Genomic DNA, 23,976 nt, shown 5'->3' on the forward strand with positions numbered 1-23,976 from the left:
CTGCAACCTTTTTTGATGTGAGTTTAAATCGATGGAACTACAAGGCATTTGTCATAAAATGCACGCAGCGCTTAAAGACTGTAGTGTAACTGATCAGCAAGCAAGCAAGGCAAATGTTGAATACAAATTTATATTAGACCGTTCAGAAATTGACCTCCCTTTCGTTCCGGGTCAAGAAGTTGAGATTGAATGGACAGGAAATATTTATTGTACCTCTTGCGGTGCTAAAACTCCGAAATCCTATTCACAAGGTCATTGCTTTAAATGTTTTAAAACCAAAGCTGAATGTGATCTTTGCATTATGAAGCCAGAAACCTGTCATTATCATCTTGGGACTTGCCGTGAAGATGATTTTGCACATAAGGTTTGCTTTCAGCCACATATTGTTTATCTGGCAAACTCTAGCGCACTTAAAGTTGGGATTACCCGAGTCAGCCATATGCCCACACGTTGGCTAGATCAGGGAGCAACCCAAGCACTGCCGATTTTAAAAGTTGGCTCACGACGCTTATCAGGCCAACTCGAAATTTTATTTGGTACGCAAATCGCAGACAAAACTGACTGGCGCAAACTATTAAAAGGTGAAGCTGAACCCTTAAACCTGCTTGAACAGCGTGATCAAATTATTGAAGAATTTGCGCCAAAAATTCAAAGCATTCGTGAAGAATTTGGGCAAAATCTTGAGTTTAATGAATCTGTTGAATTGCTAGAGAATGAACAGCCACGTGAGTTTGTCTATCCTGTGGAACAATATCCAGAAAAAATTAAATCATTAAACCTAGATAAAACGCCTAAAATTCGTGGTGTTCTGCACGGAATCAAAGGGCAATATTTAATTTTTGATATGGGCGTAATCAATGTACGTAAATACACAGGTTACGAGTTGATTCTACGCGCTTAAAACCTGCCCTTCTCAAGAAAAATGGAGCAATCATTGCTCCATTTTTTATGTTTAATGATCTACTAAGCTTAAAATTGCTTGAACGGGATCTTCAGTATCACCAGAAATGAGTCTTTTATGCATCGAAAGATGTTGCATCACCTGAATCTGAGATTTTTCTATATTCATGAGTGATTCAATTTCCTGTGCCAAGCGTTCAGGCGTGGCTTGTTTTTGAATCAACTCTTCAATGACTTTTTTACCTGCAATGATATTGGGTAAAGAGTAATATGGAATTTTGACCAAAAGCTTGGCAATAAAATAAGTCAACGTATTGAGCTTATAGAAAGTCACCATTGGTCGATGTAACAGCATCGCCTCTAAGGTTGCTGTACCCGAAGCCAATGCCACAATATCACTGGCACTCATCACCATCCGACCAACGTTTGATTCAGTATCGCTATTTTCAAGAATATGTAATTTTGCAATCAAAGCTGGATCACATTGCGCAACGCTACTTTCTATTTGAGTCTTGCGGGCATCATTAATTGCAGGGATCAAGTATTCAACATTTGGATATTTTGTAGATAAGATCTGGGCTGAACCTAATACTAAAGGTAACAGCCGTTCCACTTCGCCCCGACGACTACCCGGTAGCAAGGCAATATAGGTTTTCTCAGGATCAAGTCCCAAATTTCGCTTTGCATCTTGAACTGAATTATTTAAAGGAAGTTGCTTTGCCAATGGATGCCCCACAAAAGCTGCTGGCACACCGTATTGTTGATAAAAATTCTTTTCAAATGGAAATAGGCATAAAACCAAATCAATGGTTTTCTTGATGCCATGTACTCGTCCTTGTCGCCATGCCCATACCGATGGACTGACATACTGTACCGTTTTGATTGGTAAGTTTTTTTCTTTCATTGTTTTAGAAAGTCTTAAATTAAAATCTGGTGCGTCGATCCCAATAAATACATCTACGGGTTGCGCTGTCCAGAGTTCGACCAATCCATCGCGTACTGCAAATAACTTTTTCAGGTCTTTTAAAACTTCAACGATCCCCATCACCGATAATATTTCCATCGGATAATAGCTTTTAAATCCTTCCGCAATCATTTGCGGGCCACCTATACCTTCAAATTCAGCATCAATGCCCTGCTCACGAAAACTTTGCATCAGTTTTACGCCTAAGGTATCACCTGAAACTTCCCCAACCACAATGCCAATTTTTAGTTTTCGTGTAGACAATTGCAAACGTCCTGCATCAAGTTTATAGCGGGTTCTATACTAACATATAGGTTTTATAATCAAGAAATTCCGCATTTTTTTCTATTTGTGTTCGTGTATTTGTTACATAAGTTTATCTAAAATTACATTTAGAAATATGATGATTATCACAATTAACGATGACAAGAAGATTGTAGAGCATTTAGCTAAATAATAAAATAAATGAGAATTATTCACATTACTTTATCTCATGACCACATCCAACCCACTTTTATTTAAGTTATCACTGATCACTCTAGCGATCTTCCAAGTGCATCTTGCGCATGCAGAAGATACAACTCTACCTGTGATCGAACTTCAGGCGGATGCTTCTGGTAATCAAAGTTCAGAACAGACTAAATCCTACATCATCAAAAAAAGTAGCAGTGCAACCAAGCTTAATATTGATGCTCAGTAAACACCTCAGACCATCAATGTTGTCACTCGTCAGCAAATGAATGACTTTAATTTAAACTCAACGCGTAAAGTTCTTGAAAATACTCCTGGCGTCACAGTTTCGAATCAAGAAACTGAACGTACCACCTACATGTCTCGCGGTTTTGAAATATCAAACATTTTGACTGATGGCGTAGGTTTCCCACTTTCGAATTACAATTATAACAACACCAATCCAGATACTTATTTTTATGATCGAGTCGAAGTAATTAAAGGTGCTGATGCACTTACCAATGCTTTCGGTGATCCAAGTGCCACGATTGATAATATTCGAAAACGCCCGACTAAAGAATTTCAAGCCAATGCTGGAATCAGTTATGGTTCTTGGGATACACAGCGTTATGAAGCAGACGTATCTGGATCTTTAACTAAAGATGGTCGTGTACGCGGTCGAATCATGGGTTTTGAGCAGACTGGCGACTCTTATTTAGATCGGTATTCGTCTGAAAAAAATGGTTTTGCAGGAATCTTAGATGCTGATTTAACTGACACTACTACACTAACAGTAGGTTATAGCGAACAGCAGAATAATCCAAATGCCAACAACTGGGGAGCTTTACCACTTTTAGATAATAATGGTCAGCAAATTTCCTATAGCCGTTCATATAATCCAAATCCAAATTGGACGCATTGGGATCATAAAACCCAAGAAGCATTTGCAGAGCTTAAGCAAAAACTTGGAGAAAAATGGACAGCTAAGCTCACTTATAACTATACGAAAACTGAACATGACAGTAGATTACTTTACTATTACGGAAGCCCAACGGTACAAGGCAGCGATGTATCTTTAACAGCTTGGGGCGGCAAAGAGAGAAACGAGCAGAATTTATTCAATTTTGACTTACAAGGGAGTTATGCACTTTTTGGTCAGGAACATGAAGCTGCTCTAGGTTACAATCACGTAGAAAATAAACAACATGATCAACAATCCAGTGGTTTTATTAACGACTCTAATATCAATAATGATAATTCACTAGGATATTTGCGCCAACTTACAACAAACTGGGCAAGTTGGACTCCTCAATCTGTGACGTGGTCAGATTTTTCAGATGCTGCAAATTACAAACAGAAAATTGATTCATTCTACGCTGCTACACGTTTGCATCTTACAGATGATTTAAAATTATTATTAGGCGGTAATTATGTACAAGCTGAAAGTAATGGTAATAGCTATGGCTCAGACATGTCATATGATAAAGATAAGTTTTCTCCATATGCAGGGATTACTTATAACTTCACTCCTGAATATACGGGCTATGCAAGTTATACCTCTATTTTTAGGCCTCAAACAGGGGTTGATGAAACCACGAACCAAGCATTGAAAGCCGTTGAAGGGAAAAGTTACGAAGTTGGTATGAAGAGCTCTTGGTTGGATAATAAACTAACTGGAACACTCGCTGTCTTTAAAACCGAACAAAATAATTATCCATTAAGAAGTTCCGATGGCAATCCACTCAATCGGAAAGTCTTAACCAGTGATTTAGATTCGCAAGGTGTCGAAGTTGGTTTAGCAGGACAAATTACAGATAACGTGAATTTATCTTTTGGTTATGCGCAGTTCAGCATTAAAGACAAAAAGAATGGTGGAGAAGCTCGTACCTATAATCCATCTCAAACGTTAAATTTACTCGCAACTTATACTGTTCCAGTTTTACCAAAATTAAAAATTGGAGCGGGTTTACGTTGGCAAGATTCAATCAAACTCTATGATGTAAGTTTAGGTGATTCAAATCTGATCAAACAAAATGCCTATGCTTTGGTAGACCTAATGGCTAGTTATGATGTGAATGAGCATATTAGTTTGCAAGCCAATGGAAATAATATTACAGATAAAAAATATCTAAATAGTTTTCCAGATGGGCAAGCTTTTTATGGTGAACCTGCCAACTATACCGTTGCTGTAAAATTTAAATACTAAGTCTATTAAGCCAAGTCTTTAGTACAAGGCTTGGCTTAAGCATTTTAAAAGAAGCAAGCCATTATGAGTAAAACACAGTCACTTTCCATTACTTACCGATTTACAGTGTTCTATCGCTTTGTAATTGCCTTTATTATCGGTTTTGTATGCACTGCTTTTTTTAGTATGGCTTTGGCTTATATTTTTAATATGATGATGCCAAAAGCTGACTCTGTTTATTTAGCTGCTTTTTGCGCTATTTTATTTTATGCCGTTTTTGTCATCATCGCATTTTGCGTTCAATCTTTATTAAAACTGACCATTTATAGTGTTGTGGTGAGTGGCATCTGTATTTTTCTGACATTAGGATTAGGCTAAATCATGCATAAGGGTATTCGACAGTCGATGGCATGGTTACACTCATGGACAGGATTACTGTTAGGGTGGTTACTATTTGCTATTTTTGTAATGGGGACAGCCTCCTATTATCGTCATGAAATTAATTTATGGATGCAGCCTAAACTTGCTCAATATGATGTCAACCAAGAAACTGCGATTAAAACAGCCTATCAATATTTGCAAGAACATGCCGTCGGGGCTAAAACTTGGTATATCGGTGTTGCATCTGAACAGTCTCCTGTCACGAATATTTATTGGCAAAAAGCAGATGGTGGCTATGAAAGTAAAACACTCGATGCCACTACAGGCAAAGAGCTCAGTCTTTCTGCCACGCAAGGTGGCGATTTCTTTTATACCTTTCATTATCAACTTTTTGGTTTTCCCGTCATTATTGGTCGGATCATCGTCTGTATAGCAGCATTTATTATGTTGATTGCCCTGATTTCAGGGATCATTACCCATAAAAAAATCATTACCGATTTCTTTACGTTACGCACTTTCAAGTCGCAGCGCTCATGGCTAGATTTTCATAATGTTTCATCCGTCATTGCTCTACCATTTTTCTTGATGATTACCTTTACTGGTTTGGCAATTTTCTTTTATATCTATTTACCGTTCGGAATGAAGAAACTTTATCCAGAGAACTCTTTTCAATTCTTTAAAGAAATTCGTACCAATGTCATAGAAAACAAACAACCTCCAATAGACATGAAAAATTTACCTCTCGAAGTTCTGCTTGCCAAAGCACAAACTCAATGGGGAAATAAAGAAATCGATTCCATTACGGCGGACAAACCCAATACTAATCAAGCCCAAATTACGATTAGTCAAACTGAAGATCATTCCATTACAGGCAATAAACCACAAATTACCTTTGACGCAACGACAGGAAAACAATTGGCTGCCACACGAAATGATAGTTCGATTGCCACATTAAGTTTTGGGGTATATGGTTTACACATGGCGACTTTTGCCCAACCATTATTACGCCTTGCCTTTTTCTTTTCAGGTATTTTAGGCTGCTTTATGATTGCTTCTGGGTTGTTACTCTGGAGCCTGAAACGTCAAATTCAAAATAAAACAGATGCATTTCATTTTGGACATTACTTGGTCGATCGGCTAAATGTTGCTACTTTTGTAGGTTTACCAATTTCTATGCTGGCTTATCTCTATAGTAATCGCTTTGTCGAGTTACAGCCTGCAATGCCTAACTATGAAATCTATACCTTTTTTATTGTCTGGCTGGCTAGTTTTATCTTGGCAATTTTTACAAAAAAACACTGGCTATGGCGTTCGCAACTCAGCATTTTTATCCTTTTGGCTATCGCCCTGCCTTTTTTCAATGTGATTTATTTAATCCAGAATCATCTGATTACAGACTTAAGAAGTTACTGGCTATTTTTAAGAGTCGATATTGTCTTTGTTCTGTTTGCTGGTTTAGGATTATTTATTGTTCGAAATATTCATCCGATACAAACCAAGTCCAGAGAAAAGCTTGAAAAGAAGTTAGCGCTTGCTAATCCTGAGGTAAATGCCTCATGAGTATTGTATTGGGTGTCTTTTTGATCGTGTTCGGCATGTATATTTTATATGTGCTGAGCAGTAAACAGATTGAAAAAACCAAAAAATCTAAATTACATTTTATGACCCAGCATATCAACATTCTGCGTCTCTTCGCATGCCTTTTATTTTTGATTGCAGGAAGTTTGTTTATTGCGGCTTATGGCACTTCTATTGGCTTTGTTAGTTGGTGGCTGTTTGCTACCCCTTTAGTTTTTGCACTTATATTGTACCTCAATGACTTAAAACCCAAAGCCGATAAGCGCAACCAGTCATCCAGAGTACATAAAATTTAATTTGCCAATCTTAACTTGCTAATTTATCAAACGCTAATCATGTCTTTAGCGTTTTTTTGCATAAGCAAAGCATTATTATTCACAATCCTTTATCTTAAAAAGTCATAAGATATGCAGGTTTTTTATATTTGGCTGATTTATTCATGTTTGGTTCTCTTGAGTTTATATTAGCAGGCGTATTGGTTGGTTTCTGTGTAGGTATTACTGGCGTTGGTGGCGGTTCGTTAATGACCCCTATCTTAATCAGTCTTTTTAGAATTGAACCTCATATCGCAATTGGTACAGACTTACTCTATGCCGCAATTTCCAAATTTTGCGGTTCTCTGGTACATGCCAAAAAACTCAATATTGTCTGGCCGATTGTCATCTGGCTGGCAGTAGGCAGTATTCCTGCTTCTTTTGCTACCGCATGGGTGCTCGAACATTATTTAAGTCAGTCCTCGCACTATAAAATGGTTTTAACTATGGTGTTAGGCTTTATGCTCACCCTGACTGGTATTTCAATTATTTTTCGCGCCACGATTGAAAAGTTTTTTATGGGTTTGCGTAAGAAAAAAGAGCTTCCAGAACAAATCGCACATGACACTATTTCTGAAACCAAACGCATTTATATTATAATCATGGGCATTATTTTGGGTGTGTTTGTCACGCTATCATCGGTCGGTGCTGGTGCTTTTGGTATCATGGCACTGATTATTATGTTTCCTAATCTGCCGATGATTCGAATTATTGGTTCAGATGTGGTACATGCCGTACTGTTAACTTTGGTGGCTGGTTTGAGTCATATGAGTGCGGGTAATGTCGATTTTCACTTACTCATGTGGTTATTAGTAGGTTCAATTCCTGCGATCATAATTGGAACTTTAATTAGTTCACGTTTACCTGAAAAAATTATCCGTAAGGTCTTGGGGGTTACGCTATTTGCACTGGGTGTGAACTTTATTGTTCATCCTGTTAAAGCCAAACCTGTTGAAAAGCCTGCCATCACTCAACCTGTTTCTGCCGAAAAAACCACCACAAAATAAGCTATCTAACGGATTAATCGTTTTTTTTAAATGATTAATCCGTTGTAAATATAGTCAGATACCGCTTATTTCATGGTATATTCGTTAAACAGATAACCCTAAGCAATGATCGAATCAGTGACAGCAATGAATACTCTACAGTCTAATCCAGTCTCTCAGCCAGATATCGACGACGTTAATATTAAAAGCATCCATCCTCTTGTAACACCAGCAGAATTAAAGTCTGAACTGCCATTGACTGAAGATGCGTATCAAACCGTTCTCAAAGGCCGCGAAACCATCCGTAATATTTTAGATGGTAGCGACAACCGTGTTTTTGTTGTGATTGGCCCTTGTTCTATTCATGATCCAAAAGCTGCACATGAATATGCTGATCGTTTAAAAGCTTTGAGTGAAAAAGTAAAAGATACACTTTACATCGTGATGCGTGTTTATTTTGAAAAACCACGTACCACTGTAGGATGGAAAGGACTAATTAACGATCCAGATATGAATGACTCTTTTAATATTGAAAAAGGGCTACGCATTGGCCGTCAATTATTACTTGAGTTAAACCAAAAAGGTTTGCCATGTGCAACCGAAGCGCTTGATCCAAACTCACCACAATATTATCAAGATCTTATTTCTTGGTCTGCGATTGGCGCTCGTACTACGGAGAGTCAAACTCACCGTGAAATGTCATCAGGCTTATCTTCTCCAGTCGGTTTTAAAAATGGGACAGACGGTGGTTTAACAGTTGCAACCAATGCAATGCAATCGGTTAAGCATGGTCATAGCTTTCTTGGTCTCAATGAAAATGGACAGGTTTCTGTGATTCGTACCAGTGGCAATCCATATGCGCATGTGGTGTTGCGCGGTGGCAATGGTAAACCAAATTATGATGCGGGCTCTGTAGCGGAAGCTGAAACGGCTTTGGCTAAAGCCAAAGTCAGTAACAAAATTATGATTGATGCCAGTCATGCCAACTCAAATAAAGACCCTTACCTGCAACCATTGGTATTACGTAATGTGGTTGAACAAATCAATGACGGAAACAAGTCCATTGTGGGTGTGATGGTAGAGAGCCATTTAAAAGGCGGTCGCCAGGATATTCCTGAAAACTTATGTGATCTTGAATACGGTAAATCTGTAACCGATGGCTGTATTGATTGGGATACTACAGAACAAGTTTTACTCGAAATGCATGAGAAACTTAAAGAGTTACTTCCAAAACGCTAATTTGAGCAACCATTGAATAAAAAAACCCTTAACTCTTAAGGGTTTTTTTTATATTCATCTGATTCAAGAATACTTACTGATCAATGATCATATTTTCTGATCAACAATCCAGTAGATTTTATAGGGAATTTAAAGCTAATATGATGATGCGGTTAACATTCAGTTTTGACTGAAACGAACACCTTATTATATTCTAACGATATATCAGTATTTCTATGACCACTTTAGAACAATCTTTATCCCAAATTCCGAACTTTTCTCCAGTCCATGAACATCTACTAAGTTCAGGACAACCGACAGCCGAGCAGTTACATCATATTAAAGAATATGGCTGTAGCACGGTCATCAATCTTGCATTGAATGATGCCGATCCACACCTTGATCAGGAAGACCGAATCTGTCTGGAACTAGGATTAAACTATATTCATTTACCTATTTTATGGGAAATGCCAGCAGCAGATCAGTGCCTATTGGTTCTGGATTTAATCGACCATTTGGTTACAAACGAGATCGTCTGGATACATTGCGCAAAAAATTATCGTGTCAGCTGCTTAATGGCACTGTACCGCCAATATTTCATGGGAATGGATATCGGCTCTGCACAAGAGCTATTGCATCAAATTTGGGAACCGAATGAAACGTGGACGGGACTGATGCATAGTGTTGCCCTACAACTTCAAGGTCGTATGGCAACTCAAGATTTACAACAATCTTTGATCGATCCAAATCAATTTACTTGATGGGTGATTAAAACAGTGGCCGTTGAGAGGATTCCTTCTTGGCGGCCTGTAAAGCCAAGCTTTTCTGTCGTGGTTGCTTTGATGCTGATTTGAGTAATATCTAGCTCTAACACATCGGCGATACTCTGACGCATTTCCAGATTATACTTTGCAAGTTTTGGACGCTCACACGCTACGGTAATGTCTGCATTATTTAAAACATAGCCACGATCTAAAATCAGCTGATAGACATGTTTTAACAAGACACGACTATCCGCACCTTTAAAATCTGGATCAGTATCGGGAAAATGCTGGCCAATATCGCCAAGTGCCAAAGCCCCCAATAATGCATCCGATAAAGCATGTAACACCACATCACCATCGGAATGTGCCTTTAAACCATGGGTATGTGGAATTTTTACGCCTGCTAAAGTCACATGGTCTCCATCTTCAAAAGCATGCACATCCAGCCCCTGACCGATGCGAATTGGTAATATCATTTATTTTCCCTTATAAAACAAATCACACAACTTGTATTCTGGCTTTTGGTTTCGCTATAGTACGTCTAGCCACTGAAATGGAAGTATAAGCGATCATGACGTCTCGTACAGATAGATTTCCTTTAAAAAACGTAGTTTGTGCACTCACGATCAGTTTTTGCTTTTCCTCAGCCTATGCAACGGATCAATTTGATTGTGACAATCATAAAGCGTCATTTGTGAGCAAGAAAATCTGCGCTGAAAATTTTCATGAAACGCGACATGAACTCAATAATAAATTTCTAATTGCTTATCTGGTTTCAGATGCGCCTATTAAACTGTTGTACGACACGCATTCGCTTTGGTTCAATCGTTTACAACAATGTAAATCTCAACACTGTATTGATCAACAATTTGCACTACGAGATGACGATCTCAACTTTTATACCTCTTTAAATCAAAGTTTAACCCAGCATTTTTTAAAGTTTAAACATGGCAAAATTGCCCAACCAGCAATTCATTTACAGGTTCATCAACTAGGCAAAGACAAAATTAAAATTGAAGGCATGGCGTATCGCAATCCCAATAACAGTAATGATAGCCAGATAGTTTCTTTTTTGGCGTATACGACACCCGATAAAAAAGAGCAAATTTTTGATAACGAGCATGATTGTAAATACAATTTTAATTTTCAGAAAAGTATTTTAGTGGTAAAAACTGACCAGAAAGGTTGCGAACGGTTCAGCGGTATCTATCGTCTTTATGATTAAAAATGAGGGTTGGTCTCCCCTCATTTTATTTTCAATCTTTAATTTTATAGCGTCAGGCAGATAATTTCATCGCGATTTCCTGACTAATAATAGCCGCTGTTGCTGCTGAAAGTGTCCAGCCCAAATGTCCATGTCCTGTATTATAAAATACTCGCGGATGCTTTCCTTGTTTAATGACAGGCATCATATTCGGCATCATTGGGCGTAAACCCGCCCACGGAACAGCATGTTCTGTAGATATGTCAAAGTTGGCATTGACCCAATTAATCAAGGGCTGAATACGGTCTGCACGAATATCACGATTATAACCATTAAATTCTGCCGTTCCTGCGACACGGAAACGATCTTCACCTAAACGTGAAGTCACAATTTTGGCACTTTCATCAAGCAGACTAACCCAAGGCGCATTTTGAATACTTTTTTGATCGTTTAAATGTATCGTAATGGAATAGCCTTTCACAGGATAAACATTCACTCGATCACCCAGCATATCTGCCAGTTGATAACTCCCCACGCCTCCACAAATCAAAATTGCATCAGCTTCTAAGCGAATAGGTTGATCTTTAGGTTCAAGCATGTTTTCTGTGCTTGGCTGACAAGACACAATCACTTTCTGATCCGAAAGTTGCACTTGTTGTACATCTAGCCCAAAGCGATATTTCACGCCATATTTTTTGGTTTTTTCAGCCAATCCTACAGTAAATTTATGGATATCACCCGTCGCATCGTCTGGTGTGTAATAACCGCCATAGTAATCACCTGAGAGTGTAGGCTCAATTTGCTTAATTTCCTCTGGACTCACCGCATGTCGTGCCAATGTTCCTTTACAAAGCATATCATTAACATTTTTGGCAATGTTGTAATCTGCTTCGCTATGGTAAATATGTAAAATTCCACGCTTTTCCAAGTTGAAATCGACTTGCTCCTTTTCAGCAATTTCAAACAGACGTTTACGGGCCAGCAAAGCTAGTCTTACCGTTTCGAGTGTATTGGTTTCATAGTGTTTAATACTGGCTAAAAATTCAAATAACCAGCTATATTTATGAACATCGAAAGACGGATTGAGCAATAATGGTGCATCTTTTTTTGACATCCATTTCATGCCCTTCAGCACCGTTGATTTTTGATTCCAGACTTCAGCATTACATGCGGATAATTGACCACCATTGGCAAAAGACGTTTCCATGGCAGGAAATAAATGCCGATCGAGCACGGTGACATCATAGCCCAATAAAGCCAACTCATAAGCAGACGTGACACCCGTGATTCCAGAACCAACCACAATTACATGAGACATATACAACTCCTTGAAATGAAACTCATCTCAAAAATGCCCCATCTGTCTATGTACCTGAGAGCTTCGGTTTTCAATAATTCCTATTAATTATTTTAACCATCCCCTTCGGTGAGTATTTTTAAATACTTCTCTCCAGATTGATGTCGATTATTACAGTCCTTTTGCCTGAGAGTTTCCGGGGTCGTTGCTCCTTCGGCGTGTTCACAGGAACATCTCTCCTGCAATAATTCATATTGTTATAAAAGCAATGTACATGCCAGTTTTTAAAAGTCCAACTTTATTTTGTAGCTCAAATAAAAAAATCTCATCAGCCTAAAACTGATGAGGTTTCTGCGAATCAAATAGGTTGAAAAAGCTTAATCGTCGACTGGATAAGTAATCTTGATGGTCTTGATTCTATTTTCATCCATTTCCAGAACTTCAAATCGAATGCCTTCATGATCAATCGTGGTACCAATCTGAATCGGTGAAGCTGCTTTATCCATGATTAAGCCCGAAACACTGATATATTCACCATCTTCTGGCATGAGTTCGATCATACCCAGTTCAAGCTCAAGCTGATACAAATCTAAAAGCCCAGTTGCTTGCCATGTACGCTCATCGATTTTCACCAACTCTGGCTGTTCATCGGCATCTGGAAATTCACCCGCGATTGCTTCAAATACATCTAGTGGCGAGATCAGACCCTGCACTGTACCAAACTCATCACTCACTAAAACCAGTGATCCTTTGGAAGCACGTAAGGTATTAATCGCATCAATCACTTTCATGCGTTCAAAGATAAAGATTGGACGCTGTCGCTTTAATAAAACTTTGACATGATCTGGATGATCCAGCGCATCAATTAAATCCTTAGCACGAGCAACCGTAATCACTTTATCCAAACTGCCACGACATACGGGAAACAAACTATGCGGAACAGACAAAATCTGCTGACGGATAAGTTCAGGATCATCATCAATATTGACCCACGAGATCTGAGAACGAGGGGTCATGATCGATGCCACAGTTCGTTCGGCGAGAGTCAGTACACCGCCAATCATATATCGCTCATCATTAACAAATAATGTTTGAGATTCCGAGTTTTCATCCACAGCCGAAATTCGATCTTTTTCACCCATCATTTTGAAAATGGCATTGGCAGTTCGATGACGTAATGGAATCTTGGACTGATTTTTTTCGACATTGCGCTGTGAAAACTGATTAAAGGCTTCGATCAGAATGGCAACGCCAATACCTGAGTAGATGTAACCTTTTGGAATATGGAAGCCCATACCTTCTGCAATCAGGCTCACGCCAATTAAAAGCAAGAAACTCAGACATAAAATAACAACGGTTGGATGTCGATTTACAAAGGCTGTTAAAGGTTTAGATGCGATGAGCATCACAATCACCGCAACAGTCACAGCAGTCATCATGACATAAATATTATCCACCATCCCAATCGCAGTAATAACTGAGTCTAACGAAAATACAGCATCAAGTACGATAATCTGTGCAACCACTGCCCAGAAACTTGCATAGGCAACTGAAGAATTCGTTTTAATTTCAGGTTTGCCTTCCATCTTTTCATGAAGCTCAGTCACCGCTTTATAAACAAGAAATAAACCACCCAATAGCAGAATTAAATCTCGTCCAGAGAATGTCATTCCCGCAACATCAATCAAAGGCTTTGTGAGTGTAACCAACCATGAAATAACAGAAAGAAGTGCCAAACGCATAATAAGCGCCAGCGATAAACCAATAACACGTGCTTTATCACGCTGTTCAGGAGGAAGTTTATCGGCCAAAATAGCGATAAAAACCAGATTATCAATTCCTAGAACAATTTCTAATGCAATCAGGGTCAGCAACCCTACCCAAATACCAGGATCTAATAAAAATTCCATCATTAGATCACCTCAAATACTTGAGAACAAATCAATAAAAATAACCTACACGGCGATGGATCCATTCACGGATACCCTTTTCAATTAAGATGGTTTCATTATGCATAACTTTTTCTACTTGTAATTATTTTTTTGTATATTGAGTGAATTTTTTAAGCTTAAATTAAGTTTGATAAAAATATATCATAAACTTTAATCAAAAAAGTTAATTTATCGAATAATTTTAACAATTGCCGCACATAATTAAATAAAAAAGTGAAACACTCAAATTTATCCAAAATATTAATACTTTACAACTGGATAATGACTGCTATAAATTATCATATTGTGCTTTTGAGCACTGCATTTCCACCGGAATAAATATACAAATTCAAAAAATATTGCCAAACACATCACAAAATATTATGATTATTCTGCTAACACAACGACTTTAGAACAATACGGTATAGCAACAATAATTACACATTCACCAACTTGGGAATTATGAAATGAGTAAAAAATACACGAGGTTTTTACCAACCGCAGAGTCTTATGACTTTAACGAATTTCCATATTACTGGATTACACAAGTCCATGCACGTTATGTCCTAAACATTGATAATGTCCTAAAAAAATACGGTTTGGATAATTCTCGTCGGCGTATTTTATTAGCATTAAATTCAAAACCCAAAGCCAATGTTTCAGATTTGTCTGAGATGATCATTTCAAAAATGTCTACGACTACGAAAATCGTTTACCGCCTAAAAGATGAAGGGTTAGTCAATACCTTTTGTTGCCCTGAAGATGCGCGAATTACTCGGGTTGAACTCACTGAAAAAGGCAAGGAAATGATTTATAAAATTAACGATATTACCAGTGTCGTGCTAGAACAGTCTTTTGATGGCTTGACTCCTCTTCAACTGGAAAAAACCATTGAAAACTTAAAACAGATTTATAAAAATCTGTCACATTAATCAAAAAAGTTTAATTGTGGTGATATTTTCGTAGCAGTTTGACGTGGCACATGCATACATTCAAACTCATCAACAGGAAAACCCTCTATAAAACTTTGTATGTCAGGTGTTTTTAAATCAAGCCATTCATGCAAACGTTCATGAGGAATGACGATTACCGATCGTTTGACATCTCCTGGTTCATGAAATTCTTTCATCATCGGGTGATCTATGGCGTCCATTGTAATCATGGCAGCCGAACGAATAATATCACCATCTAATCGACAAATTTCATAAATTGCTGCAATAAAGAAAGCTTCACCATCTTTACGACGCACACACCAACGTTGTGGTTTCCCATCAATGTATTTAGCTTCATAGAACTCAGTGACAGGGATAACACCAAAGTTACACTTAGCCGCGGCTTCAAAAAAGCTTGAACGCTGTAATAAGGTTTCACTACGCGCATTGTAGGTTTTTTTTGCAGAAGATAAATCAGTCGCCCATTTAGGCACTAAACCGAACATCACATCTCGCCATTCCAAACCCAATTCAGATTTAAATAATAAAGGTGTCGTATAAGCAGGATAAACTTCATCCAAATATTCAAAAGGAATTGGAGGTAGATTCAATGCTTGAAGTTGACTATAAGTTAAAGGCTTAAAATTTGCGCACATTTTAATAAATCTTGATTACCCTTTATTTAAATGATGCTGATTTTTTATTTTTCAATAAAAAAGTCCCCAGAGGGACTTTTTTATCAACAAGTGATTAAATTAATCACCTGTATAACCTTTCAATTTTAAACGAGCTGCATGTAGTAAAGGCTCTGTATAACCTGAAGGTTGCTCAGCACCTTTGAAGATCAAGTCATAAGCTGCTTTAAAGGCAATATCATTGACAAATTTAGGCGCCATTGGCGTGTATTCTGGATCATTAGCATTTTGACCATCCACCACTTTCGCCATACGCTCCAGAACTTCTTCAACTTGCTCTTTGGTCACAATACCGTGACGCAACCAGTTCGCAACGTGTTGTGAAGAAATACGTAATGTCGCGCGGTCTTCCATCAAGCCAACATCATTGATATCTGGAACTTTAGAACAACCAACACCTAAATCAACCCAACGAACCACATAACCTAAGATACCTTGACAGTTGTTTTCAAGTTCTTTGGTAATTTCATCAGCTGTCCAGTTAGTATTTTCAGCCAACGGTGGAGTAAGCAAATCATCAAGTGGTAAAGCTTGCGTATTGAGTAACTCTTTTTGACGTTCAGATACATTGCATTGATGATAATGAATTGCGTGAATCACCGCACCAGATGGAGATGGAACCCAAGCACAGCTTGCGCCTGCTTCTGGATGCTCAATTTTGGTTTTATACATGTCTAACAGCATATCTGGTTTTGGCCACATGCCTTTACCGATTTGTGCTTTACCACGTAAACCGGTCTGTAAGCCAATCATAACATTACGGTTTTCATACGCAGGGAACCATTTTTGTCCTTTGATTTCGCCTTTACGAACAAACGCACCCGCTTCCATAAAGGTATGGATTTCGTCACCTGTACGATCCATAAAACCAGTATTAATAAAGATGGTACGATCTTTCGCCTGAGCAATACAGTTTTTCAGGTTTACAGAAGTACGGCGTTCTTCATCCATAATACCGACTTTAAGTGCTTTAGCAGGTAAACCTAATGCTTGTTCTACGCGCTCAAACAATTCAACCGTAAATGCAACTTCTTCGGGACCATGCATTTTTGGCTTAACAATATACATAGAACCTTTACGCGAGTTCTTCAATGTATTGTTGCCACGAATATCTGGAATGGTAAGCAAAGGCGTTACTAGAGCATCCATGATGCCTTCATAAATTTCTTTGCCATCGACTAAAATCGCTGGATTCGTCATCAGATGCCCAACATTACGAAGAAGCATCAATGAACGGCCATGCAACGTCGTTGTACCGCCAATCAGATTCTTAATAACACGATCTTCGCTAAGTTTACGTGTAACCGTTTTACCGTTTTTCTCGATAGACTCTGTTAGATCACCTTTCATTAGACCTAACCAGTTACGGTAACCTTCAACTTTTTCTTCTGCATCTACAGCCGCAACTGAATCTTCCAAATCCTGAATCGTCGTTACTGCAGCTTCCAGAACTAAATCTTTGACCCCAGCAGCATCTGTTTTACCAATTGGACTATTGGCATCAATTTCAATAATGACATGCAAACCATTGTTGAGTAACACCACTTCGGTTGGTGCTGCTTCTTCGCCGTTATAACCAACAAATGCTGATTCTTGCTTAAGCTTGGTTTGCGAGCCATCTTTTAAGGTCACTACGAGTGCTTTATTTTCAATCGCATAGTGAGTTGCATCGGCATGTGAGCCTTGTGTTAAAGCGAATGTTTGATCAAGGAAATTTTTAGCAAAAGCAATTACCTTTTCGCCACGCACTGGGTTATAGCCCTTGCCTTTTTCAGCACCATCCGTTTCTGGAATCACATCGAAACCATATAGAGCATCGTATAAAGAACCCCAACGCGCATTAGCTGCATTTAGGCTATAACGTGCATTACGTACAGGTACCACCAATTGTGCGCCTGCAAGTAAAGCAATTTCTTCATCTACATTTTCAGTGGTGATCTGGAAATCTTCTACTTCTGGTAATAAGTAGCCAATTTCTGTAAGGAAAGCTTTGTAAGCTTCTAATTCAAATTTGTTATTACGGTGCCACTCGTCAATTTTAGCCTGTAACTTATCACGCTTTGCCAAAAGCGCCGTGTTTTTTGGACTAAGATCAACAACGACTTGCTCAAAGTTCTTCCAGTAAGTTTCACTGTCCAAACCTGAAACTGGTAGAGCTTCATTTTCGATAAAGTCGTAAAGTTCTTTAGCAATCGCTAACTTGCCTTTTTGAATACGTGCCGTCATTGTCTTTCCTGATGTTGCTACTTTTTATAACAAGAGTTTCAAGTATACCGATTTATACTTTGCTGAATAGTAATATCACGCTGCTAAATAATAAGCATTTCAAAAACAAACCATCTTGTTGGTTCTTATTTAGCGAGGTAAAACTTTCATTTCAGCAATTCGTATACCCAATTACAGTGTATAAAATTTTTAAAATGCCGAAATTAGACTTAAGTTCAGATCAGTCTAATCGACTCCTTTTTCATAATGAACCATAGTTATAACAAAAAAATATGGCATTGAAAGCATTGGCTCAAAGAAATTTGTACATTCTTTTATAACGATTTAGATGCAAAGAAAAAGGCGTTCAATTTGAACGCCTTGAGTATCCATTATTTCGAGCTTAGCTGTTTTCAGCGGCTTGATGAATCTGTCTGTGTTCAGAATGCAAATACTCATCAGATTGCATTTCTAGCAAGCGGGAACGAGTACGTTCAATTTCAAAAGCCAATTTTTCACCTTGATATAAATCAATGATGGAATCCTGAGAAGTCAGAAGCAATTTGACGCCACGATCATAAAACTCATCCACCAGATAAATAAAACGACGCACACCTTCAGATAAACTATCGGTTAAATGCGGTACATTACTCACCAAAACCGTATTATATAAGTTTGCAATTTCAATAAAATCTGCTGGACTGCGCGGTTTGAAGCAAAGTTCTGAAAACTCACACCAAAGTACATCTTCCGTATGACCTAACGTTTCTACAACACGGTGATTAATGGTGATCGGTTCATCCGAATAACCCTGTGTTTGGGTAATAGCTTTAAAACGCTGTGCCATCCAGATTTTAGCATCATCAGAAAGAGGATACTTAAACAGTTGTGCTTGCTTAAGTACACGTAAACGATAATCGACACCTGCATCTACATTTAAAACCACACAATTCTTTTTCACCTGTTCAATTGCAGGTAAGAAACGATCTCGATGAATGCCGTTTTTGTATAAGCCATCTGGGGCAATATTTGAAGTTGCAATGAGGGTAATACCACGTGCAAACAATTTTTGGAACAAATCGCTTAAAATCATGGCATCCGTGACATTGGATACAAAAAATTCATCAAAGCAAATCACCACAGCATCTTTATAGATTTGATCCGCGACCAAATCTAATGGATTGCGCTGACCAGACAAACGATTTAGCTCACGATGTACATGCTGCATAAAATGATGAAAATGCATGCGTGTCTTACGGCGAAATGGAACAGAATCATAAAATTGATCCATCAACCATGTTTTACCACGCCCTACACCCCCCCACATATATACGCCTCGTGGCGCAGTTTGGCGACGGAAACGGCGGAATGCTTTTTTTGAAGCTTTATAACGACTAATGAGATCCTGCCAAACTCGTTCTAATTCATGTACAGCCTGTGCCTGAGCTTCATCAGGCATAAATTGTCCTGAAGATAATGCTTGTGCATAACGCTCTGCAGGAGATAAAGGAGTAAACGCTGTACCATGAGGAGAATGAATGTTTGCCATGTCTTTTATTTGCTTTCAGTATTTGTAGAAAAAGTATATCGAAGATTCGATGCGTGAAAATAGAACTTTGGACTATAGCTTTGATGCTATTTTCCATACTGTCTTGGACTTTGTCCAAACCAGCGTTTAAATGCATGATTAAATGCAGCAGGTTCTGAATAACCCAGTAATTCTGCAATGACTTCGATTGAATATTCCTTATATTCCATAAGCTTTAATGCCTTAGTTTTAACTAACTGCTCACGAATTTGTTTATAACTCGTATTCAGTTGTTGCAATTGATGCCGCAGAGTTCGCTCAGGAATCTGAAGAGCAATTGCCGTTTCCGCCATTGTGGGAATTACACCCTGTTGTAATTCGAGATAATTATGCACACGCTGCACCAGATCGGATTGCTGTGTTGCTTCATCATCTAAACGTTTGATCTCATCCAGACATTTAGCTTCATAGACGCGATGGGTAATGATATCCGCAGATGGGATTTTTACATCTAATACCGCTTGATTCAAACTAAAAACCGCATGATCTGCATTAAAATGCAAATTATTGCCATAATAATGCTGATACTGAGCTAGCATATTTAAATTTTGCGGCTGCGGGAATGGCAAATCCACTCGAATTTCAGGTGCCTCCAATCCCATCATTTTATAAATATCTAAAATAAATTTGTAAGTACCTGATATTTCACACTGGGCTCTTAAGCGTCCCATTTCTGTATTTAAATCGATGGGTACGTAAACTAATGACGCATATCCATCTCGTTCACTCAGACTGAGTTGTCCAAACAAATGCGTGAGACTTTGATATTCAATACCTTTATAAATAGCATGACGAATGCTATCGGCAGTGACCAATAACATTAATAAAGGTCCATAACCTGCCAGCGCGTAATGTTGTCCAATATATAAGCCTTGTTCAGAAGGAACATCCTGACTGATAATATGCTGGATATCCCATTCCAAACTATCATGAATAATAGAATGTGGATTGAGGGCATCTATCCGAATCCCAATATTTGCCAGACGCGAATCGACATCAATACCAGAATTACGCATTCCTTGTATTAAATACATGAGTCCAAGTATTGATCGCTTCATTCACAGTTCTATTTTTCGATTACTGTAGTGTTGTACTATAAAGCAGCAATAAAATTAATTGCCGAATCTATCAATTTTGATGTCGATCTAATCATGTTTCTGGCTCTGATAATTCATTAAACTGATTATAAATAGATCATTATTTCATTATCGGATCAATATCATGCAAGATTCCTCAATCAATGCAATTCAAAAAACAAAAGTTGTGATTATCGGTGCGGGTTTTGGTGGACTTGCAATGGCAATTCGTCTTCTACAAAACAATATTCATGATTTTGTAATTTTAGAAAAAGCCAAAGATGTCGGCGGAACTTGGCGAGAAAATCAATATCCCGGTGCGGCTTGCGATGTCCAATCACACATGTATTCACTTTCGTTTGCACCTAAAACCAACTGGTCTAAACGTTATGCCGAAGCAGGCGAAATTTTTTCATATATTCAGGATATTACGGAGCAATTTCAACTTAGGAAATATTGTCAATTTGAGCATGAAGTTACCCGTGCAGAATATGATGAAGGGCGTTGTATCTGGACACTTTCATTTAAAGAACATGCCCCATTTGAAGCACAATTTGTGATTTTTGCTTCAGGCCCTTTACATATTCCACAAATCCCACATATTAAAGGCATTGAAAACTTTCAAGGCAAAGTATTTCACTCATCAGAATGGGATCACCATTACGACCTAACAGGTAAAAATGTTGCTTCTATCGGAACAGGCGGCAGCGCAATTCAATATATTCCTGAAATTGCAAAACAGGTCAAGCAACTATATGTATTTCAACGTACAGCAGCGTGGGTGATTCCCAGAGACGAGCGTCAATATTCACATTTAAGCAAATTATTATTTAAAAAATCAAACATTTATCGGCAAGTGCATCGTGCGAGATTATACTGGAGTAATGAATCGAGAGTTATACCTATTGTCCAACCACAAATTATGAAATATGGACAAAAACTTGCAGAAGCTTTTATTCGATTTCAGGTAAAAGATAAAGCACTTGCGAGGAAACTGACCCCAGATTTTGTAATGGGTTGTAAACGTATTTTGATTTCAAATAAATATTTTCCAACTTTCAATCGTAAAAATGTCGAGTTAGTGACCGATGGAATTCAAGAAATTACAGAAAATGCCATTGTGACCAAAGATGGTAAGCAAAGACAGATCGACTGCCTAATTTATGGAACGGGTTTTATTACAGATCCACGTATCTATCTGAAACATTTTGAATGTTTCGGGAAAAATCACCAAGAACTCAAACAAGCTTGGAAAAATGGTCCAGAAAGCTATTATGGAATAACGACAGCAGGCTTCCCGAATTTATTTCAGCTTCTCGGTCCAAATACAGTGCTTGGACATAATTCAGTTATTTTTATGATCGAATCTCAAGTGAACTATATTCTTCAACTGATCGAGATGGTGGATAAAACTCAAACACTTGCGGTTGAGGTGAAAGCCGATGTTCAAACTCAATTTAACCATAAAATTCAACAGCAACTAAAAGATACCGTCTGGCAGTCTGGAGGTTGTGTCAGTTGGTATCAGGCTGCGGATGGTAAAAACTTTGCTTTATGGCCAACCTATACATGGAAATATTGGTTAGAAACCAGAACTGCGAATGCCTCTGACTATGTCTTTCTTGGACAAAATAGAACAAATGATAAAAAACAGGTTGCTGCATAATTTTTTATCATCATAATAAGTAGGTTAAATAGAACCTACTTATTTTATGCAATCCCTTATTTTAATTGTGCAAATTTTTATCGCAATTGGCTTAGGCTATTTTATTGCACCTCATTTAAAGCAAACCCTTCGCCAGTTTATATTTAAAACACTCCCCTACTTTTCTTACTTACTGTTAATCAGTGTTGCTTTTGAATTTGCTCAAGCCTTAACTCATTTAGAGCATCCTGAGCGGATTTTACCGACTGCTCTTTTAATTGCAGCATCGACTTCCATTGCTTCATTTTTTGTGTGTTTGATTGCTTATAAATTATTAGATAAAGACAGTGTACAGGGAACAATTTCTTTGCATTTGTTTTTAAATGCATTAAAAAACATCAGTTATGCCTTTATTGCACTTGGTTTTGGAGCCACGTTAGGCTTTATAGTTCATCATTTTCAGATCAATGTGCTGTTCAATAGTTGGTATTTGCTTTTAGTTTTTATAGGTTTTATTGGTGTTGAGCTTGCTTACACCCATTTTGACCGTACTTGGCTCAGTTGGAAAATACTGGTTGTACCTTTGGCTGCGATATTTGGTTCACTGATTGCTGCTTTCTTCTGTTTTATGCTTTTAACTGGCTATAGCTTAAATGAAGTGATCGCTTTATCTCAGGGTTATGGTTGGTATTCAATGTCAGGAATCTTATTTACTAAATTGCATTCAACCGAATTAGGTGGAATCGCCTTACTCACTGATTTATTTAGAGAAATTTTTGCAATTCTATTGATGTATTGTTTAGGTTGGCGCTTTCCTCGCTCTGCAATTTCAAGCGCTGGCGCAACATCAATGGATGTCACGTTAGCAATGGTCAAACAGTCATGCGGCACACATTATGTGCCACATGCCATGATGAGCGGGATTATATTAAGTTTACTTGCACCCTTACTCATTAGTTTCTTTTTAATGCTTTAGTTGAGTGATGCCCAAATACTTTTGAGCATCTCATTTGGATTTTCAGCTTTGGTAATCGGACGACCAATCACCAAATGCGTTGCGCCATCTAGCATCGCTTGCTTTGGTGTCACAATCCGTTTTTGATCATCGGCACTTGAACCTTCTGGGCGAATCCCAGGCGTCACCAAAGAAAATTCTGAACCAATTTGCTCACGTAACATCTTAGCTTCTTGCGCAGAACATACTACGCCATCCAAACCACTGTCTTTGGTCAATTGAGCTAAACGTTTGACTTGTTCAAATGGCTCGACATCTAAACCAATATCACGTAAATCTTCTCTTCCCATTGAAGTGAGAACCGTAACAGCGATCAATTGAGTATGATAGTTCCCTGCTTTTAAGCGCTCAACACAGGTTTCCATCATTTTACGCCCGCCTGAAGCATGAACATTGACCATCCATACACCTAAATTAGCCGCGGCACAAACCGCCTGTGCCGTCGTATTTGGAATATCATGAAATTTAAGATCAAGAAACAACTCAAAGCCACGATCCTGTAAAATTCTGACTGTTTGTGGACCATCATGAGTAAACAGCTCTTTACCCACTTTTACACGACAAAGTGATGGATCGAGCTGATCAGCAATGCTCAAAGCGTCATATTGGCTCTTTGCGTCCAAAGCAACAATAATACTCACAAATTTA

At 38.2% G+C, this 23,976-nt stretch carries 20 protein-coding genes, 1 pseudogene and 1 riboswitch; of the genes and pseudogenes, 12 read left to right on the forward strand and 9 right to left on the reverse strand.

Going from position 1 to position 23,976, the window contains the following annotated elements:
- Positions 1-31 precede the first annotated feature (31 nt).
- The gene (locus F944_RS08550) at positions 32-901 is read left to right on the forward strand and encodes a DUF2797 domain-containing protein (RefSeq protein ID WP_004989367.1); all 870 of its coding nucleotides are present in this window, start codon (positions 32-34) and stop codon (positions 899-901) included.
- 51 nt (positions 902-952) lie between these two features.
- Here the strand turns inward: F944_RS08550 and lpxB are convergent, their stop codons facing one another.
- The gene (gene lpxB, locus F944_RS08555; RefSeq protein WP_004989370.1) at positions 953-2,128 is read right to left on the reverse strand and encodes a lipid-A-disaccharide synthase; all 1,176 of its coding nucleotides are present in this window, start codon (positions 2,126-2,128) and stop codon (positions 953-955) included.
- 229 nt (positions 2,129-2,357) lie between these two features.
- On the opposite strand from lpxB, the pseudogene F944_RS08565 reads away from it, so the two are divergent.
- From F944_RS08565 to F944_RS08595, 7 genes and pseudogenes are all read left to right on the forward strand, one after another.
- Positions 2,358-4,520: pseudogene (locus F944_RS08565) on the forward strand (TonB-dependent siderophore receptor).
- A 63-nt stretch (positions 4,521-4,583) separates the two neighbouring features.
- A complete protein-coding gene (locus F944_RS08570) occupies positions 4,584-4,877 on the forward strand; it encodes a hypothetical protein (protein ID WP_004989376.1) in 294 nt (97 codons plus the stop codon).
- A gap of 3 nt (positions 4,878-4,880) precedes the next feature.
- Complete coding sequence (locus F944_RS08575; RefSeq protein WP_004989377.1) at positions 4,881-6,440, forward strand: PepSY-associated TM helix domain-containing protein; 1,560 nt, start codon at positions 4,881-4,883, stop codon at positions 6,438-6,440.
- On the forward strand, positions 6,437-6,754 hold the full coding sequence (locus F944_RS08580) for a hypothetical protein (protein ID WP_004989378.1): 318 nt from the start codon (positions 6,437-6,439) through the stop codon (positions 6,752-6,754). Before F944_RS08575 ends, F944_RS08580 begins: the two co-directional genes overlap by 4 nt.
- Positions 6,755-6,897: 143 nt before the next feature.
- Complete coding sequence (locus F944_RS08585) at positions 6,898-7,779, forward strand: sulfite exporter TauE/SafE family protein (protein WP_004989379.1); 882 nt, start codon at positions 6,898-6,900, stop codon at positions 7,777-7,779.
- Between the two features lie 126 nt (positions 7,780-7,905).
- Entirely contained in the window at positions 7,906-8,997 is a 1,092-nt protein-coding gene (locus tag F944_RS08590) for a 3-deoxy-7-phosphoheptulonate synthase (protein WP_035245725.1), read from the forward strand.
- Between the two features lie 215 nt (positions 8,998-9,212).
- Positions 9,213-9,737, forward strand: coding sequence for a protein tyrosine phosphatase family protein (locus F944_RS08595; RefSeq protein ID WP_004989382.1), 525 nt, complete (start codon positions 9,213-9,215; stop codon positions 9,735-9,737).
- Here F944_RS08595 and ispF read toward each other — a convergent pair.
- Positions 9,725-10,216 carry a 2-C-methyl-D-erythritol 2,4-cyclodiphosphate synthase gene (gene ispF / locus F944_RS08600; RefSeq protein WP_004989384.1) on the reverse strand — a complete coding sequence of 164 codons (492 nt, stop codon included), beginning with the start codon at positions 10,214-10,216 and terminating at the stop codon, positions 9,725-9,727. The genes F944_RS08595 and ispF overlap by 13 nt on opposite strands.
- Positions 10,217-10,311: 95 nt before the next feature.
- Between ispF and F944_RS08605 the strand changes: the two genes are divergently transcribed.
- A complete protein-coding gene (locus F944_RS08605) occupies positions 10,312-10,965 on the forward strand; it encodes an A1S_1983 family putative colistin resistance protein (RefSeq protein ID WP_004989387.1) in 654 nt (217 codons plus the stop codon).
- Positions 10,966-11,017: 52 nt separating this feature from the next.
- Here F944_RS08605 and F944_RS08610 read toward each other — a convergent pair whose 3' ends face one another.
- On the reverse strand, positions 11,018-12,262 hold the full coding sequence (locus F944_RS08610) for a D-amino acid dehydrogenase (protein WP_004989391.1): 1,245 nt from the start codon (positions 12,260-12,262) through the stop codon (positions 11,018-11,020).
- A gap of 143 nt (positions 12,263-12,405) precedes the next feature.
- Positions 12,406-12,493, reverse strand: a riboswitch (glycine riboswitch).
- Positions 12,494-12,618: 125 nt separating this feature from the next.
- Positions 12,619-14,151, reverse strand: a complete 1,533-nt coding sequence (locus F944_RS08615) for a TerC family protein (protein WP_010588716.1) — start codon at positions 14,149-14,151, stop codon at positions 12,619-12,621.
- A 488-nt stretch (positions 14,152-14,639) separates the two neighbouring features.
- Here F944_RS08615 and F944_RS08620 point away from each other — a divergent pair, with 488 nt between their 5' ends.
- Positions 14,640-15,104 (forward strand): MarR family winged helix-turn-helix transcriptional regulator, encoded by a 465-nt coding sequence (locus F944_RS08620; protein ID WP_004989398.1) that lies wholly within the window; start codon positions 14,640-14,642, stop codon positions 15,102-15,104.
- Here F944_RS08620 and F944_RS08625 read toward each other — a convergent pair.
- The 4 genes from F944_RS08625 to F944_RS08640 all read right to left on the reverse strand — a co-directional run bounded on the left by F944_RS08625 (position 15,101) and on the right by F944_RS08640 (position 20,650).
- On the reverse strand, positions 15,101-15,760 hold the full coding sequence (locus F944_RS08625; protein WP_004989402.1) for an SOS response-associated peptidase: 660 nt from the start codon (positions 15,758-15,760) through the stop codon (positions 15,101-15,103). The genes F944_RS08620 and F944_RS08625 overlap by 4 nt on opposite strands.
- 99 nt (positions 15,761-15,859) lie before the next feature.
- The gene (locus tag F944_RS08630; protein ID WP_004989406.1) at positions 15,860-18,025 is read right to left on the reverse strand and encodes a malate synthase G; all 2,166 of its coding nucleotides are present in this window, start codon (positions 18,023-18,025) and stop codon (positions 15,860-15,862) included.
- Between the two features lie 382 nt (positions 18,026-18,407).
- The gene (gene zapE / locus F944_RS08635) at positions 18,408-19,553 is read right to left on the reverse strand and encodes a cell division protein ZapE (RefSeq protein ID WP_004989408.1); all 1,146 of its coding nucleotides are present in this window, start codon (positions 19,551-19,553) and stop codon (positions 18,408-18,410) included.
- 86 nt (positions 19,554-19,639) lie between these two features.
- On the reverse strand, positions 19,640-20,650 hold the full coding sequence (locus F944_RS08640; RefSeq protein ID WP_010588715.1) for a helix-turn-helix transcriptional regulator: 1,011 nt from the start codon (positions 20,648-20,650) through the stop codon (positions 19,640-19,642).
- A gap of 163 nt (positions 20,651-20,813) precedes the next feature.
- On the opposite strand from F944_RS08640, the gene F944_RS08645 reads away from it, so the two are divergent.
- The gene (locus tag F944_RS08645) at positions 20,814-22,334 is read left to right on the forward strand and encodes a flavin-containing monooxygenase (protein WP_004989412.1); all 1,521 of its coding nucleotides are present in this window, start codon (positions 20,814-20,816) and stop codon (positions 22,332-22,334) included.
- 46 nt (positions 22,335-22,380) lie between these two features.
- Positions 22,381-23,289 carry a LysO family transporter gene (locus F944_RS08650; protein WP_004989415.1) on the forward strand — a complete coding sequence of 303 codons (909 nt, stop codon included), beginning with the start codon at positions 22,381-22,383 and terminating at the stop codon, positions 23,287-23,289.
- On the opposite strand, the gene pyrF is transcribed toward F944_RS08650, so the two are convergent.
- Entirely contained in the window at positions 23,286-23,969 is a 684-nt protein-coding gene (gene pyrF, locus F944_RS08655) for an orotidine-5'-phosphate decarboxylase (protein ID WP_004989417.1), read from the reverse strand. The genes F944_RS08650 and pyrF overlap by 4 nt on opposite strands.
- Positions 23,970-23,976: the final 7 nt, after the last annotated feature.

This window comes from Acinetobacter ursingii DSM 16037 = CIP 107286 (assembly GCF_000368825.1).
Classification (GTDB): Bacteria; Pseudomonadota; Gammaproteobacteria; order Pseudomonadales; family Moraxellaceae; genus Acinetobacter; species Acinetobacter ursingii.

Coding starts and splice junctions, on each gene's coding strand:
- F944_RS08605 (WP_004989387.1), top strand. CDS start 10,312: ATGACGTCTCGTACAGATAGATTTCCTTTAAAAAACGTAGTTTGTGCA.
- F944_RS08640 (WP_010588715.1), bottom strand. CDS start 20,650: ATGAAGCGATCAATACTTGGACTCATGTATTTAATACAAGGAATGCGT.
- F944_RS08580 (WP_004989378.1), top strand. CDS start 6,437: ATGAGTATTGTATTGGGTGTCTTTTTGATCGTGTTCGGCATGTATATT.
- F944_RS08595 (WP_004989382.1), top strand. CDS start 9,213: ATGACCACTTTAGAACAATCTTTATCCCAAATTCCGAACTTTTCTCCA.
- ispF (WP_004989384.1), bottom strand. CDS start 10,216: ATGATATTACCAATTCGCATCGGTCAGGGGCTGGATGTGCATGCTTTT.
- F944_RS08610 (WP_004989391.1), bottom strand. CDS start 12,262: ATGTCTCATGTAATTGTGGTTGGTTCTGGAATCACGGGTGTCACGTCT.
- zapE (WP_004989408.1), bottom strand. CDS start 19,553: ATGGCAAACATTCATTCTCCTCATGGTACAGCGTTTACTCCTTTATCT.
- F944_RS08590 (WP_035245725.1), top strand. CDS start 7,906: ATGAATACTCTACAGTCTAATCCAGTCTCTCAGCCAGATATCGACGAC.
- F944_RS08585 (WP_004989379.1), top strand. CDS start 6,898: ATGTTTGGTTCTCTTGAGTTTATATTAGCAGGCGTATTGGTTGGTTTC.
- F944_RS08650 (WP_004989415.1), top strand. CDS start 22,381: ATGCAATCCCTTATTTTAATTGTGCAAATTTTTATCGCAATTGGCTTA.
- F944_RS08570 (WP_004989376.1), top strand. CDS start 4,584: ATGAGTAAAACACAGTCACTTTCCATTACTTACCGATTTACAGTGTTC.
- F944_RS08620 (WP_004989398.1), top strand. CDS start 14,640: ATGAGTAAAAAATACACGAGGTTTTTACCAACCGCAGAGTCTTATGAC.
- F944_RS08575 (WP_004989377.1), top strand. CDS start 4,881: ATGCATAAGGGTATTCGACAGTCGATGGCATGGTTACACTCATGGACA.
- F944_RS08630 (WP_004989406.1), bottom strand. CDS start 18,025: ATGACGGCACGTATTCAAAAAGGCAAGTTAGCGATTGCTAAAGAACTT.
- F944_RS08625 (WP_004989402.1), bottom strand. CDS start 15,760: ATGTGCGCAAATTTTAAGCCTTTAACTTATAGTCAACTTCAAGCATTG.
- F944_RS08615 (WP_010588716.1), bottom strand. CDS start 14,151: ATGGAATTTTTATTAGATCCTGGTATTTGGGTAGGGTTGCTGACCCTG.
- F944_RS08645 (WP_004989412.1), top strand. CDS start 20,814: ATGCAAGATTCCTCAATCAATGCAATTCAAAAAACAAAAGTTGTGATT.
- F944_RS08550 (WP_004989367.1), top strand. CDS start 32: ATGGAACTACAAGGCATTTGTCATAAAATGCACGCAGCGCTTAAAGAC.